The sequence below is a fragment of the Geodermatophilus sp. SYSU D00079 genome, assembly GCF_054050635.1.
The window spans coordinates 1-13,775 of the sequence record NZ_JBJGZS010000037.1 but is presented as its reverse complement, the minus strand read 5'-3'; the positions used below and the strand labels follow the sequence as shown (position 1 = coordinate 13,775).

The 13,775-nt window shown below is 76.9% G+C and carries 16 protein-coding genes and 1 pseudogene; 13 read left to right on the top strand and 4 right to left on the bottom strand.

The window, feature by feature from the left end:
- Window positions 1-36 precede the first annotated feature (36 nt).
- From ACI79E_RS20835 to ACI79E_RS20825, 3 genes are all read right to left on the bottom strand, one after another.
- On the bottom strand, window positions 37-756 hold the full coding sequence (locus tag ACI79E_RS20835; protein WP_456934484.1) for a hemerythrin domain-containing protein: 720 nt from the start codon (window positions 754-756) through the stop codon (window positions 37-39).
- A gap of 115 nt (window positions 757-871) precedes the next feature.
- Window positions 872-1,333, bottom strand: a complete 462-nt coding sequence (locus ACI79E_RS20830) for a ferritin-like domain-containing protein (protein ID WP_456934483.1) — start codon at window positions 1,331-1,333, stop codon at window positions 872-874.
- A gap of 27 nt (window positions 1,334-1,360) precedes the next feature.
- Window positions 1,361-1,840, bottom strand: coding sequence for a hypothetical protein (locus ACI79E_RS20825; protein WP_456934482.1), 480 nt, complete (start codon window positions 1,838-1,840; stop codon window positions 1,361-1,363).
- Between the two features lie 217 nt (window positions 1,841-2,057).
- Here ACI79E_RS20825 and rimP point away from each other — a divergent pair, with 217 nt between their 5' ends.
- From rimP to larE, 12 genes and pseudogenes are all read left to right on the top strand, one after another.
- Window positions 2,058-2,627, top strand: a complete 570-nt coding sequence (rimP, locus tag ACI79E_RS20820) for a ribosome maturation factor RimP (RefSeq protein ID WP_456934481.1) — start codon at window positions 2,058-2,060, stop codon at window positions 2,625-2,627.
- A complete protein-coding gene (gene nusA / locus ACI79E_RS20815) occupies window positions 2,624-3,769 on the top strand; it encodes a transcription termination factor NusA (protein ID WP_456934480.1) in 1,146 nt (381 codons plus the stop codon). Before rimP ends, nusA begins: the two co-directional genes overlap by 4 nt.
- Window positions 3,770-3,777: 8 nt before the next feature.
- Window positions 3,778-4,155: a YlxR family protein gene (locus ACI79E_RS20810; RefSeq protein WP_456934479.1), complete on the top strand. Its 378-nt coding sequence runs from the start codon at window positions 3,778-3,780 to the stop codon at window positions 4,153-4,155.
- An 86-nt stretch (window positions 4,156-4,241) separates the two neighbouring features.
- Window positions 4,242-4,382, top strand: a pseudogene (locus tag ACI79E_RS20805) (translation initiation factor IF-2 N-terminal domain-containing protein); the annotation flags it as partial.
- Between the two features lie 1,062 nt (window positions 4,383-5,444).
- Window positions 5,445-7,280: a translation initiation factor IF-2 gene (infB, locus tag ACI79E_RS20800; protein WP_456934499.1), complete on the top strand. Its 1,836-nt coding sequence runs from the start codon at window positions 5,445-5,447 to the stop codon at window positions 7,278-7,280.
- An 85-nt stretch (window positions 7,281-7,365) separates the two neighbouring features.
- Window positions 7,366-7,659 carry a DUF503 domain-containing protein gene (locus tag ACI79E_RS20795; protein WP_104530456.1) on the top strand — a complete coding sequence of 98 codons (294 nt, stop codon included), beginning with the start codon at window positions 7,366-7,368 and terminating at the stop codon, window positions 7,657-7,659.
- A gap of 86 nt (window positions 7,660-7,745) precedes the next feature.
- On the top strand, window positions 7,746-8,252 hold the full coding sequence (gene rbfA, locus ACI79E_RS20790) for a 30S ribosome-binding factor RbfA (RefSeq protein ID WP_456934478.1): 507 nt from the start codon (window positions 7,746-7,748) through the stop codon (window positions 8,250-8,252).
- Complete coding sequence (locus ACI79E_RS20785) at window positions 8,249-8,482, top strand: hypothetical protein (RefSeq protein ID WP_456934477.1); 234 nt, start codon at window positions 8,249-8,251, stop codon at window positions 8,480-8,482. The genes rbfA and ACI79E_RS20785 overlap by 4 nt, the downstream gene beginning before the upstream one ends.
- Window positions 8,479-9,480, top strand: a complete 1,002-nt coding sequence (locus tag ACI79E_RS20780; RefSeq protein WP_456934476.1) for a DHH family phosphoesterase — start codon at window positions 8,479-8,481, stop codon at window positions 9,478-9,480. Before ACI79E_RS20785 ends, ACI79E_RS20780 begins: the two co-directional genes overlap by 4 nt.
- On the top strand, window positions 9,477-10,790 hold the full coding sequence (locus ACI79E_RS20775) for an MATE family efflux transporter (RefSeq protein WP_456934475.1): 1,314 nt from the start codon (window positions 9,477-9,479) through the stop codon (window positions 10,788-10,790). Before ACI79E_RS20780 ends, ACI79E_RS20775 begins: the two co-directional genes overlap by 4 nt.
- Window positions 10,787-11,707, top strand: coding sequence for a tRNA pseudouridine(55) synthase TruB (gene truB / locus ACI79E_RS20770; protein ID WP_456934474.1), 921 nt, complete (start codon window positions 10,787-10,789; stop codon window positions 11,705-11,707). The genes ACI79E_RS20775 and truB overlap by 4 nt, the downstream gene beginning before the upstream one ends.
- Before the next feature lie 19 nt (window positions 11,708-11,726).
- On the top strand, window positions 11,727-12,560 hold the full coding sequence (larE, locus tag ACI79E_RS20765; RefSeq protein WP_456934473.1) for an ATP-dependent sacrificial sulfur transferase LarE: 834 nt from the start codon (window positions 11,727-11,729) through the stop codon (window positions 12,558-12,560).
- Here larE and larB read toward each other — a convergent pair.
- Complete coding sequence (larB, locus tag ACI79E_RS20760) at window positions 12,551-13,225, bottom strand: nickel pincer cofactor biosynthesis protein LarB (RefSeq protein ID WP_456934472.1); 675 nt, start codon at window positions 13,223-13,225, stop codon at window positions 12,551-12,553. The two genes, larE and larB, sit on opposite strands and share 10 nt — an antisense overlap.
- Before the next feature lie 57 nt (window positions 13,226-13,282).
- Here larB and ACI79E_RS20755 point away from each other — a divergent pair, with 57 nt between their 5' ends.
- On the top strand, window positions 13,283-13,612 hold the full coding sequence (locus tag ACI79E_RS20755; RefSeq protein WP_456934471.1) for an antibiotic biosynthesis monooxygenase family protein: 330 nt from the start codon (window positions 13,283-13,285) through the stop codon (window positions 13,610-13,612).
- Window positions 13,613-13,775: the final 163 nt, after the last annotated feature.

The following is a 13,775-nucleotide window of genomic DNA, read 5'->3' as shown; positions in this document are numbered from 1 at the left end:
GCCGTCCGCGCGCACGACACGGGGGCGGACCGGCCCTCAGGCGGAGCGGAAGGCGGTCCGCTCCCCGCGCTCGAACCGGCCGCGGGTGAGGCGCAGCAGGACGCGGAACCCGCGCCCGGCGTCCCCGAACGCGGCGGCCACCTGCTCGTCGGTCAGTCCGTGCGCCGCCCAGGGCAGCAGGAAGCCCATGTCGCGCAGCCCGTGGGCGGACTGCGCCGCCCGCTCGGCGGCCTGCCACTCGGCGGGGGTCATGTGCCGCTGGGCCAGCGGGAGGGCCCCGGTCTCCTCGTGCACCAGGTGGTCGGCGAGGCGGTCGCGGGTGGCGCTCACGCGGTCGGCCAGCCGGTCGCGGGTCGCGGCGTCGGGAGCGTGGGCCATGGCCGTGAAGGCGGTCGAGCAGGCGTCGAGGAGCGGGTCGATGAGCTCGTGCTCGGCCTCCATGGCCTCCAGCGTCGCCCGCCCGTCGGTGTCGCCGGCCGCGTCGACGTGGGCCAGCAGCAGCGGCCAGATGGCGGTGTCCTCGACGGTGTGGTGGTGGTGCAGGACCGTGCCGAAGCGGGTCCAGCGCGCCGACAGCGCCCGCCACGTCGCGCCGTCCTCCAGCGGGGTCCGGCGCACCGCGGCTGCGAAGCGGTCCAGGTCGCGGCGGAAGGCGTGGTGCACGACGTACATGCCGCCGAGGTCGTGGGGCCCCTCGGCCACGGCGGCCTGACCGGGCAGGTCCAGCTGGCGGCGGACGTCGGTGGGGGTGCTCATCGCGGGTCGCTCTCCTGCGGGGGCGGGGGACCGGGCGTCCTCGCTCCGGCGACCGCCACCCTCACGGGCCCCGCTTGCAGCGCGCTTGCACGCGACTGGTCGCGGCCCGCCCCGGTCAGCCCTCGGGCAGCCCCGGGAAGGCGGTGGTGACCGGCGACCGCGCGGCGGCCCCCCGCCAGGCCACGGCCCGCACCTCGGCGGCGGCCAGCTCGTCGACCGCCAGCCGGCGCACCGTCGACTGCACCGCCTGGTCGAGCACCCGCACCCAGGCCGCCGCGACGCCGTCCTCCAGGACGACCGCCAGCGCGGCGGCGTCCACGGCCGAGACGACGGGGAAGGGCAGGGCGTAGCCGGCCGCGGCCGGCGGGGGGTCGTCGCCGCGCTCCTCCAGCAGCCCGGCCAGCCGGTCGCGGACGTCGCGGTGGGCGTTCTCCGCCGCCGACGCCTGCGGGCGCGACTCCGGCGGCAGGCCGGCGCCGACCGAGCCGTAGCCCCACACGGCGGCGTGCTCGGCGGCCAGCGCCTCCTGCAGGGCGGTGGTCTCGGTGCCCTCGTCCAGGACGCCGTCGTCAGCCACGGGCGCACCCCTTCCCCGGACCGCCGGTCACGCCAGCACCGTCTCCTGCCCCCGGAGCCCGGCGGCCAGGGACCCCAGCAGCGCGGCCCGGGGGCCGGTCTGGTCGACGCCGGCGTCGGCGTGCGAGCGCGCGGCGGCGGACACCTGGTCCCGCAGCCAGCTCCGCACGTCCCCTCCGGCCGGTGGCGCCGCCGGGGACGGGGCCGGGGAGCCCGACGACGGCGCCGCCGCCCGCAGCCGGTCCAGCTGCTCGGTCGCCTGCGTCGCCAGCCCGCCCACCGCCGCGGCGAGGGCCGGGTCGGCGGACGCCGCGGCCGCGTACGCCGCCACCAGCGCCTCCTGGACGGCGACCTGGCCGGCCAGCTGGTCGGCCTCCGCGGTGCTGACCGCGGGCCCGCCGGGGTCCCCGGACGTGCAGCCGGTGGCCGCGAGGGCCAGGCCGGCCGAGGCCGCCAGCAGCGCGCGTCGCGAGAACCCCCGGGGCGCGGGGGCGGGGGAGGGGAGCATCGCCACCATCCTCTCAGCCCGGACCGGGCCGGTGCGGCGGCGCTCCGGGGGCGCGGGAGTCCCCGGCGCCCGGTCTCGGGCGTGGCCGGCGGGCGGTAGCCTGGCTCTTCGCCCGGTACCGGGCCCGGCGGTGTGTCCGCCGTCCCCCACGGGGGCACCAGACCGGGCGGGAGCCGCCCCGGTGTGCCCCGACCGAGCTCGGAGAGAGAGGGAGCCCGTGTCCGCCGCTTCCCGCACCGATCCCGTGGCCACCCGGCTGGCCGGCGTCATCGGGCCCGTCGTCGACGCCGCCGGCTACGACCTGGAGGAGCTCGTCGTCACCCCGGCCGGCCGCCGCAGCGTCGTGCGGGTGGTGGTCGACCGCGACGAGGGGATCACCCTCGACGACGTCGCCGAGGTCAGCCGGGCGGTGTCGGCGGCCCTCGACGAGGACGACACCGAGTTCGGCGGGCTGCCCTACGTGCTCGAGGTCACCAGCCCCGGGGTGGACCGGCCGCTCACCGAGCCGCGGCACTGGCGGCGCAACACCGGCCGCCTGGTCAGCGTGGGCGTGGGGCCGCAGGGCTCGGTCGAGCAGGTGACCGCCCGGGTGCTGGCCGTGGACGGGACCGGGGTCTCCCTGGCCGTGGAGGCCAAGGGCAAGCCGGGGGCGAAGAAGCGCCCGCCGACCCAGCGGCACGTGGCGTGGCCGGAGCTGGGCGCCGGGCGGGTGCAGGTGGAGTTCGGCCGGCCGGAGCCGGACGCGCAGCCGGATCCCGCGGACGAGGACGACGGAGGAGGACAGTGAACATCGACGTGACCGCCCTGAAGGCGGTCGAGCGGGAGAAGGGCATCCCGGCCGACACGGTCATCGAGGCGATCGAGACCGCTCTCGTGACGGCCTACCGGCACGCCGACGGCGCGGCCAAGCACGTGCGGGTGCACGTGGACCGCAAGAGCGGCGAGGTCGCCGTCCTGGCCCAGGAGCTGGGCGCCGACGGTGAGGTCGTCCGGGAGTGGGACGACACCCCCAGCGACTTCGGCCGCATCGCGGCCAGCACCGCCAAGCAGGTGATCGTGCAGCGCCTGCGGGACGCCGAGCACGAGCAGACCTTCGGCGAGTACGTCGGCAAGGAGGGCGACATCGTCAGCGGCATCGTGCAGGCGCACGACCGCCGCAACGTGCAGGGCACCGTGCTGATCGACATCGGCAAGGTGGAGGCGGTGCTCCCGCCCACCGAGCAGGTGCCCGGTGAGACCTACGCGCACGGCAGCCGGCTGAAGGCCTACGTGGTGTCGGTCGCCCGCACCTTCCGCGGCCCGCAGGTCACCGTCTCCCGCACCCACCCCAACCTGGTGCGCAAGCTGTTCGCGCTCGAGGTGCCCGAGATCGCCGACGGCAGCGTCGAGATCGTGGCCGTCGCCCGAGAAGCCGGGCACCGCTCCAAGATCGCCGTGCGCACCAAGGTGCCCGGGCTCAACGCCAAGGGCTCCTGCATCGGCCCCATGGGCCAGCGGGTGCGCAACGTCATGAGCGAGCTGCACGGCGAGAAGATCGACATCGTGGACTGGTCCGACGACCCGGCCACGTTCGTCGCCTCGGCCCTCAGCCCCGCGCGGGTGAACAGCGCCCAGGTCGTCGACCCTCAGGCCAAGGCCGTGCGGGTCGTCGTGCCCGACTACCAGCTGTCGCTGGCCATCGGCAAGGAGGGGCAGAACGCGCGGCTGGCCGCACGGCTGACCGGCTGCCGGATCGACATCCGCAGCGACGCCGAGGCCGACGACGCCGCGCCGTCCCCCGGGGTCGGCCGGGCACCCCTGCGGTCCGGGGCCCCGGCGGCCGGCCCGGCCGGTCCCGGCGTGCGCCGGGGCGGACCGGGTGGAGGATCACGCCCCGGTCGGGTGGCCGGTGGCCGGAGTGCGGAACACCCGGGGCGTTCCGCGCGCTAGAGTGCAGGGTGGCCGAATCGTCTGTCCCGGTGCGCACGTGCGTGGGTTGCCGGAAACGCGCTCCGGTCACCGATCTGCTGCGTGTGGTCGCCCGGAACGGGGCTCTCGTCCCCGATCCACGGCGGAGGCTCCCCGGTCGGGGAGCGTCGTTGCACCCCACCCCGGAGTGCCTGCACGCAGCGGAGCGACGCCGGGCCTTCGTCCGGGCGCTGCGCAGCAGCTCCCCGGTCGAGGCCGGTCCGCTCCGGGCCCACCTCCTCGGCGCGCCGTCCACGGCGCCCGGGGGAGCGGCGCCGGGAGCGGGCGATGGACGAACGACAACCGCAACAACACAGACGGACCGGCAACCGGCCGGTCCGCAGTCGAGTCAGGACGTCGTCGGATGAGCAAGCCGTGAAGTCCCCACGATGACCATGCAGGACTGACGACGAGGTCGAGCGGGCAAGCCGCCGGCCTCACAAAGAGGAGATCCGTGCCAGGCAAAGCCCGCGTACACGAACTCGCCAAGGAGTTCGGTGTCGACAGCAAGACCGTGCTCGCCAAGCTCAAGGAGCAGGGCGAGTTCGTGAAGTCCGCGTCCTCCACCGTCGAGGCCCCCGTGGCCCGTCGGCTCCGGGAGGCCTTCGTCGCCGGTTCCGGCGGCGGCAACGGCAGCGGTTCGTCCGCCGCTCCCAAGCCCGGTCCCCGTCCCGGCCCGCGTCCGCCCGCGCCTGCCCCGCAGGCTCCGGTGGCGTCCGCGCCGGTCGCCCCGGCCCCCGCCCCGGCTGCTCCGGCCCCCGCGCCGGCTGCTCCGGCCGCCGCCCCGGCTGCTCCGGCTCCCGCGCCGGTCGCCCCCGCCGCGTCGGCGCCCCAGGCGCCGGCGACCCGTGCGCCCGGGGGGCCCACCCCCGGTCCGCGCCCCGGCGCGGTCCGTCCGGGCGCCCCGACCCCCGGTCCGCGTCCGGCCGCGCCCCAGGCCCCCGCGGCCAGCGCCCCGGCTCCGCAGGCGCCGGCCGCGCCCAGCGGTCCGCGTCCGGGTCCCGCCGGTGCGCCCCGTCCCGGCCCCGCCGGTGGGGCCACCCCGGGTGCTCCGCGTCCGGGTGCACCCGGTGCCCCCGGCGGCGGTCCGCGTCCCGGCCCCCGGCCGGCTCCGCGCCCGGGCAACAACCCCTTCAGCAGCGCGCCGCGTCCGGCGCCCTCCGGCGGGCCCCGTCCCGGCCCCGGCGCGGGCCCGCGTCCCGGCCCGGGCGGTCCCCGTCCGGGGCCCGGCGCGGGTGGTCCGCGTCCGGCGCCCGGTGCCGGTGGTCCGCGTCCGGCGCCCGGTGCGGGTGGCCCGCGTCCGGCCGCCGGTCCCGGTGGTCCGCGCCCGAACCCGGGCATGATGCCGCAGCGGCCCAGCCCGGGCATGATGCCGCCGCGTCCGGCCGGTGCCGGCCGTCCCGGCGCGCCGGGTGGCGCCGGCCGTGGCCGTCCCGGCGGTGCCCCCGGCGGTGGCGGCGGTGGCTTCCGCCCCGGTGGTGGCGGCGGCGGCGCCGGCGCTCCGGCCGGTGGTGGCTTCCGTGGTGGCGGCGGTGGCCGTGGCCGTGGCCGTGGTGGCTCGGGTGCCGGTACCGCCGGTGCCTTCGGCCGTCCCGGTGGCCGGGGTCCGGTCCGTGGCCGCAAGAGCAAGAAGCAGCGGCGTCAGGAGTTCGACTCCATGGCGGCGCCCAGCATGGGCGGCGTGCAGCTGCCCCGTGGCAACGGGCAGACCGTCCGTCTGCCGCGCGGCGCCTCGCTGACCGACCTGGCCGAGCGCATCGGCGCCCAGCCGGCCGCCCTGGTCACCGCCCTGTTCCACCTGGGCGAGATGGTCACCGCGACCCAGTCGGTCAACGACGAGACGCTGCAGCTGCTCGGTGCCGAGATCGGCTGGAACATCCAGGTCGTCAGCCCCGAGGACGAGGACCGCGAGCTCCTCGAGACCTTCGACCTCACCTTCGGTGACGAGGAGGGCGACGAGGAGGACTGGTCGGCCCGCCCGCCGGTCGTGACCGTGATGGGTCACGTCGACCACGGCAAGACCAAGCTCCTCGACGCGATCCGCAACGCCAACGTGGTGGCCCGCGAGGCCGGTGGCATCACGCAGCACATCGGCGCCTACCAGATCGTCAGCGAGCTGGAGGGCGAGGAGCGCCCGATCACCTTCATCGACACCCCGGGTCACGAGTCGTTCACCGCGATGCGTGCCCGTGGCGCGAAGGTCACCGACATCGTCGTCCTGGTCGTGGCGGCCGACGACGGCGTCATGCCGCAGACGGTCGAGGCGCTCAACCACGCCCAGGCCGCCGACGTGCCGATCGTGGTCGCGGTCAACAAGATCGACAAGGAGGGGGCCAACCCCGCCAAGATCCGCCAGCAGCTCACCGAGTACGGGCTGGTGGCCGAGGAGTACGGCGGCGACACGATGTTCGTCGACGTCTCCGCGACCACCCGCCAGGGTCTCGACGACCTGCTCGCGGCGATCCTGCTGACCGCCGACGCCTCGCTGGACCTGCGCGCCAACACCGAGCAGGACCCGCAGGGTGTGGTCATCGAGGGCAAGCTGGACAAGGGCCGCGGCCCCGTCGCCACGGTGCTCGTCCAGCGCGGCACGCTGCGTCAGGGCGACTCGATCGTGGCCGGCGACGCCTACGGCCGCGTCCGGTCGCTGCTCGACGAGCACGGCAACAAGCTGAAGGAGGCCCTGCCGGCCCGCCCCGTGCAGGTCGTGGGTCTCACCTCGGTGCCGCGTGCCGGTGACACCTTCCTCGTGGTCGAGGAGGACCGGGTGGCCCGGCAGATCGCCGACCGCCGCCAGGCCCGCATCCGCAACGCGCAGAACGCCTCCATGCGCAAGCGGATCAGCCTCGAGGACCTCGACGCCGCCCTCAAGGAGAACCGTCAGCTCAACCTGATCATCAAGGGCGACAACTCGGGCACCGTCGAGGCGCTCGAGGAGGCGCTGATGAAGATCGAGGTGAGCGACGACGTCTCGCTGCGGGTGATCCACCGCGGCGTCGGCTCGATCACCAAGAGCGACATCGACCTGGCGCTGGCCGACGACGTCATCGTCCTGGGATTCAACGTCCGGGCCGAGGGGCAGGCCACCGAGCTGGCCAACCGCGAGGGCATCGACGTCCGGTACTACTCGGTCATCTACCAGGCCATCGACGAGATCGAGGCCGCCCTCAAGGGCATGCTCAAGCCCGAGTACGAGGAGGTCCAGCTCGGCACGGCGGAGGTCCGCGAGGTCTTCCGCGTGCCGCGGATCGGCAACGTCGCCGGTTCGCTGGTCCGCAGCGGCACGATCGTCCGCAACTCGAGGGCCCGGCTCATCCGCGACGGTGCCGTGGTCGCCGACAACCTGACGGTGGAGTCCCTCCGCCGCTTCAAGGACGACGCGACCGAGGTCCGCGAGGGCTACGAGTGCGGTATCGGCCTGGGGTCGTTCAACGACATCAAGGTCGACGACGTGATCGAGACCTTCGAGATGCGCGAGAAGCCGCGCGCGTGACGGAGGGCCCCGTCCTGCCCAGGCCCCGCACGATCGGCCTGAGCGGGACGGGGCCGACGGCGGCGGGTCGGCGGGGGGTGTTCTGGTGTTCACCGGGACACTGACCGCCGACCTGCTGCTGGGCGACGTCCACTCGCTGAAGGGCAAGCGCGCCGTGGTCCGGCCCATCGTGGCCGAGCTGCGGCGCCGGTTCGCCGTCGCCGCGGCCGAGGTCGGCGACCAGGACCTGCACCGCCGCGTGCAGGTCGGGGTGGCCACCGTCGCGGGGGACGCCGGACAGGTGACCGACGTCCTCGACGCCTGCGAGCGGTTGCTGGCCGAGCGGCCGGAGGTGACGCTGCTGTCGACGCACCGGCAGCTGTTCTCCGACACCGACTAAGCAGCACCACACGTCCGTTGGCCCCCTCCCGGGCCGCCCCCAGCGTGCGAGGGGTGGGAGGAGGGGGTCCTCACCCAGGAGGTCCGATGGCCGACCCGGCCCGCGCCCGCAAGCTGGCGGTGCGCATCCGACAGATCGTCTCCGCCGCGATCGAGACGCAGATCAAGGACCCCCGCCTGGGCATGGTGACCGTCACCGACGCCCGCGTGACCAGCGACCTGCGCGAGGCCACGGTGTTCTACACGGTGTACGGGGACGCCACCCAGGTCGAGGACTCCGCCCGGGCGCTGTCCTCGGCGACCGGCGTGCTGCGCTCCACCGTCGGCAAGCAGACCGGCATCAAGTTCGTCCCGACCCTCACCTTCGTCGCCGACCACGTGCCCGACACCGCGCGGGAGCTCGACGCCGCCCTCGAGCGGGTCCGGCACGCCGACGCCGAGCTGGCCCGCATCCGCGAGGGCGCGCAGTACGCCGGCGAGCCCGACCCCTACCGCCGTCCGGCCGAGGACGACGAGGACGGCGAGGTCGAGGACACCGCCGGTACCGCCGATGACGGGATCGACGTCCCCAGCGAGACCAGGAGCGCATCGTGAGCGAGCTCGACCCGGAGCCGGCCGACGCCGACCGCAACGAACTGGGCGGCCGGCCCGAGCCGTCCACCGGTGACCCCACCGACGGCGGCAAGCGCGGCGAGATCGGCGACGCGCCCAGCATCACCTCCGACGAGCCGGACGACGGCGGGCCGGGGTTCCCGGTCGGCGGTGGGGACGTGACCGAGGAGCAGAACGCCCCGCCGGTCGCCGACCCGGGTCCCGGGGCGTGACGACCTCCGTCCCGCCCGGCACCGACCTGACCGCCCCCGCCGCCGCCGTCCTGTCCGCGGCCGCCGCGGCGCGGGCGACGGTCGTCCTCTCCGGGCACGTGCAGCCCGACGCCGACGCCCTCGGCAGCACGCTCGCCCTCGCCGAGGGCCTGCGCCGCCGCGGCGCCCGGGTGCTGGCCACCTTCCCGGACCCCTTCGTGCTGCCGGCCTCCCTGGCCTGGCTGCCCGGCGCCGACGGGTTGGTGCCCTCGAGCGCGGTCCCCGGCTCCCCGGACGTCTTCGTCAGCCTCGACGCGGCCTCGCCGGCCCGGCTGGGCGAGGTCGCGGTCCTGCTGGAACGCGCGGGCACGTCGGTCGTCGTCGACCACCACGCCAGCAACCCCGGCTTCGGCGCGGTGCGGGTGGTGGACCCGGGCGCCCCCGCGACGGTCGCGCTCGTCGCCGACCTGCTCGACGGCCTCGGCGTGGCGCTCGACGAGCGGCTGGCCACCTGCCTCTACGCCGGCCTGGCCGCCGACACCGGCTCCTTCCGGTTCGGCAACACCCGGCCCGACACCCACGACCTCGCCGCGCGGCTGCTGGCCACCGGCATCGACCACGCCGCCATCAGCCAGCGGTTGTTCGACACCGCGCCGTTCGGCTGGCTGGGGCTGCTCTCGGTGGTCGCCGGCCGGGCCGTGCTGGAGGCCGGCACCGGCGCCGGCCTGGTCTGGACCTGGTCGAGCACCGCCGAGGCCGCCGAGCACGGGCTCCCCGGCGAGCAGCTGGAGGCGCTGGTCGACGTCGTCCGCTCCACGGAGGAGGCCGACGTGGCCTGCGTCCTCAAGGGGCAGGACGACGGGTCGTGGTCGGTGTCCCTGCGCTCCCGCGGCGCGACCGACGTCGCGCGGGTGGCCATGGCGCTGGGGGGTGGCGGGCACCGCGCCGCGGCCGGGTTCACCTCCCACGAGGACCGCGAGGCCACGGTCGCCCGGATCCGCGCCCAGCTGCGCGGGTGAGCGCCCGGCCCGGGCGCGCTCCCGGTGTCCTGGCCCTGGCCGCCCCGGCGCTGGTCGTGCTGGCCGCCGAGCCGCTGTACCTGCTGGTCGACACCGCCGTGGTCGGCAACCTGGGCACGGTGGCCCTCGGCGGCCTGGCCGTCGGCGGCGGGCTCCTGGCCTGGGCCGCGGCCCTGCTGAACTTCCTCGCCTACGGCACCACCGCCCGGGCCGCCCGCCGGGCCGGCGCCGGGGACCGCACGGGCGCGGTCGCCGAGGGGGTCCAGGCCACCTGGCTGGCCCTCGCGCTCGGCCTGCTCGTGCTGGCGACCTTCCAGCTCCTGGCCGGCCCGCTGACCCGCACGCTGGCAGGCGGCGCCGGCCCGGTCGCCGAGGCGGGGGAGACCTGGCTGCGCATCGCCGGCCTCGGCGCGCCGCTGCTGCTGGTGTCGCTGGCCGGCAACGGCTGGCTGCGCGGCGTGCAGGAGCTGCGCCGCCCGATGCACTACGTGCTCGCGGGCAGCCTGGTCAGCCTCGTGCTCTGCCCGCTGCTGGTGCACGGAGTCGGGCTCGGGCTGCCCGGCTCGGCCGTCGCCAACGTGGTCGGCCAGGCGGTCTCGGCGGCGCTCTTCGTCCGGGCGCTGCTGCGGGAGGGCGTCCCGTGGCGTCCGCGTGCCGCGGCCGTCCGGGCGCAGCTGGTCATCGGCCGCGACCTGCTGCTGCGGGCCGCCGTCCTCCAGCTGGCCTTCCTCGTGGCGACCGGCGTCGTCGCGCGGACCGGCACCGCCGAGCTCGGTGCCCACCAGATCGCCATCCAGCTGTTCTTCTTCCTGGCCCTGGTCCTGGACGCCTACGCGATCGCCGCGCAGACGCTGGTCGGCCAGGCCCTCGGTGCCGGCCGCCCGGACGACGCCCGCGCCACCGCGCGCCGCGTCACGGCGTGGGGCCTGGGCACCGGCGTGCTCGTGGCGGCCCTGCTGCTGGCCCTGCGCCCGGTGGTGCCGCCGCTGTTCACCGACGACCCCGCGGTCGTCGCGCAGGCCGGCGTCGCCTGGTGGTTCCTCGCCGGCATGCAGCCCTTGGCCGGCGTGGTGTTCGCCCTCGACGGCGTCCTCATGGGCGCCGGCGACGTCGGGTACCTGCGCACGGTGACCGTCGGCGCCGCGCTGGCCGGCTTCCTGCCGCTGTCGCTGCTGGCCGTCCCGCTCGGCTGGGGGCTGGCCGGCGTCTGGACCGGGCTGGTCCTCTTCATCGCCCTGCGGCTGGTCGCGGTCCTGGTCCGGGTGGCGGGGGAGAGGTGGCTGCAGGCACCTGAGACGGTGACGGCGTGAGCCCCCGACGCCCCGACGCCGACGTCCCCCCCGGCCTGCTGCTGGTCGACAAGCCCGGCGGGATGACGTCCCACGACGTCGTCGCGCGCGCCCGGCGGGTGCTGTCGGTCCGCCGGGTCGGCCACGCCGGCACCCTCGACCCGATGGCCACCGGCCTGCTGGTGCTGGGCGTCGGCTCGGCCACCCGGCTGCTCGGGTACGTGGGCGGGCACGACAAGACCTACGAGGCGACCATCCGCCTCGGCCAGTCCACGGTGACCGACGACCGCGAGGGCGAGGTGCTCACCACCACCTCCGCGGCCCACCTCGACGACGCCGCGGTCGCCGCCGCGCTCGCCGCCCAGACCGGGCCGCTGCTGCAGGTGCCCTCCTCGGTGAGCGCGGTCAAGGTGGCCGGCCGCCGCTCCTACGACCGGGTGCGCGCCGGTGAGGAGGTCGTGCTGGAGCCGCGGGCGGTGACCGTCCACCGCATCGAGGTGCACCGCACCACCCGGCCGGCGCCGGAGCTGGTGGACGTCGAGGTGACCGTGGCCTGCACCGCCGGCACGTACGTCCGGGCCATCGCCCGCGACGCCGGGGCGGCGCTGGGGGTCGGCGGCCACCTCGCCGCCCTGCGCCGCACCGCCTCCGGCCCCTTCGCCGTCCGCGACGCCGCGGCCGTGGAGGACGCCGGCGCCGCGCTGGCCGCCGGGGGGACCGGACCGGGCGTGCTCCCCCTGACCGCCGCCGCCCGCGCCGTCTTCCCCGAGCGCACCCTCACCGACGACGAGGCCCGGGCGCTCGGCCACGGCCAGCGGGTCCCCGCGACCGGCGCACCCGGCCTGCACGCCGCGGTGGACGGCGCGGGCCGCCTGGTGGCCCTGGTCGAGGACACCGGGGCCGCCGCCCGCGTGGTGGTCGGCTTCCCGCCCGGCTGACCTGTGGCAGCCTGCAGGCGTGCTCGACGACCGGCTCCGGGCCCTGCAGGCCCAGCTCGCCCCGCTGCCCGGCGTGCTCGTCGCCTTCTCCGGCGGGGTCGACTCCGGCCTGCTGCTGGCGGCCGCCGTGCGCGCCCTGGGCGCCGACCGGGTCGTGGCCGCCACCGCGGTCTCCCCGAGCCTGCCGGCCACCGAGCGGGAGGGCGCCGTCACCTTCGCCGCCTCGCTGGGGGTCCGGCACGAGCTGCCACGCACCGACGAGCTGTCCCGCCCCGGCTACGTCGCCAACGCCGGTGACCGGTGCGCCTTCTGCAAGACCGAGCTGGTCGACGTCCTCCGGCCCCTGGCCGCGGACCTCGGCATCGCCGACGTGGTCACCGGCACCAACGCCGACGACCTGCGCGCCGGGTTCCGCCCCGGGATCCGCGCCGCGGCCGAACGCGGCGCCTGGGCCCCGCTGGCCCGCGCCGGGCTGACCAAGGACGACGTGCGCGCCGCCGCCCGCCGGTGGGGGCTGCCTCTCGCGGACAAGCCCGCCGCGGCCTGCCTGGCCAGCCGGATCGCCTACGGCGTCCCGGTGTCGGCGCAGCGGCTGGCCCGGGTCGAGGCCGCCGAGGGGGCGCTGCGCGCCGCGCTGGCCGACGCCGGCCTGCCCGTGCGCGACCTGCGGGTGCGCGACCTGGGGGACGACGTCGCGCGGGTCGAGGTCGACGCGGCCGTCGTCCCCGCGCTGACCGCCCGCCCGGACGTGCTCGCCGCGGTCCCCGGCTTCGAGCGGGTGGAGGTCGACCCGCGGGGCTTCCGCTCGGGGTCGATGAACGAGCTCCTGCCGGACCCGGTCCGCTACCGCTGAGCCGACCGCACGATCCGGGCGGCGGCCACCCCGGCGCCGAACCCGTTGTCGATGTTGACCACGAGCACCCCGGGTGCGCAGGCGGTGAGCATCGTCAGCAGCGCCGCCAGCCCCTCGAACGCCGCGCCGTAGCCCACCGACGTCGGCACCGCGACGACCAGCCGGTCGGTGAGGCCGGCCACCACGCTGGGCAGCGCGCCGTCCATGCCGGCGACCACCACGACGGCGTCGGCCGCGGCGATGTCCGGGGCCACGGCCAGCACCCGGTGGACGCCCGCGACGCCCACGTCGTCCACCCGGCGGCAGCCCACCCCGCAGGCGGCGAGGGTGAACGCCACCTCGGCGGCCACGGCGCCGTCCGACGTCCCGGCGGTGAGCACCAGCACCTCCCCGGAGACCGGGGGGAGCGGACCCACGGCCACGCAGCGGGCCGCCTCGTCGACGACGGCGTCCGGCCACCGCCGGCGCACCGCGGCGACGGTGGCCGCGTCGGCGCGGGTGGCCCAGGCCGGCCCCGCGCCCCCGTCGAGCAGGGCGGCCAGGCAGGCCACGGTCTCCTCGGGGGACTTCCCGGCGGCGTACACCACCTCGGGGGTGCCGGTGCGCTGCTCCCGGTCGAGGTCCAGGCGGGCGAAGCCCAGGTCGGCGGTGCGCTCGGTGCTCACCCGGTCAGGGTGCCCCACCAGGGATTGACCGTCGCCGGGGCCGGGAAGGGGAGGGCCATGAGCGTCGTGAAGATCAACGCGATCACCGTCCCGCCGGACAAGCAGGAGCGCTTCGAAGAGCGGTTCCGCGGCCGGGCCGGCGCGGTGGAGCAGACCCCCGGCTTCGAGTGGTTCGAGCTGCTGCGTCCGCAGGAGGGCACCGACCAGTACCTCGTCTACACCCGCTGGAGCAGCGAGGAGGCCTACCGGTCCTGGCAGTCCAGCCAGGACTTCGACCGCGCCCACAGCGGCGGCGGGGACACGCTCGCGCCGGCGGCCGCCGACTCCTCCCACCTGTGGAGCTACGAGGTGATCGAGACCGCGGGCCCGAAGGAGTCCCCGGCCTGACCGGCGGAGGGGCCGGTGACGGTCGTCGTCGGCCCCTCGCTGCGCGGGGCTAGGGTGGGCGGGGGGGGGGGGGGGGGGGGGGGGGGCGGCGCCGCGCGGCGCGGCCCCCCCCCCCCCCCCACGAGCGCCACCCCACCCAAAATACACAACACACCCAACCCCC

What these genes read in the sequence shown, in the direction of transcription:
- ACI79E_RS20755 (WP_456934471.1), top strand. Translation starts at nt 13,283, where the DNA reads ATGAGCGTCGTGAAGATCAACGCGATCACCGTCCCGCCGGACAAGCAG.
- ACI79E_RS20825 (WP_456934482.1), bottom strand. Translation starts at nt 1,840, where the DNA reads ATGCTCCCCTCCCCCGCCCCCGCGCCCCGGGGGTTCTCGCGACGCGCG.
- ACI79E_RS20835 (WP_456934484.1), bottom strand. Translation starts at nt 756, where the DNA reads ATGAGCACCCCCACCGACGTCCGCCGCCAGCTGGACCTGCCCGGTCAG.
- infB (WP_456934499.1), top strand. Translation starts at nt 5,445, where the DNA reads ATGGCGGCGCCCAGCATGGGCGGCGTGCAGCTGCCCCGTGGCAACGGG.
- rbfA (WP_456934478.1), top strand. Translation starts at nt 7,746, where the DNA reads ATGGCCGACCCGGCCCGCGCCCGCAAGCTGGCGGTGCGCATCCGACAG.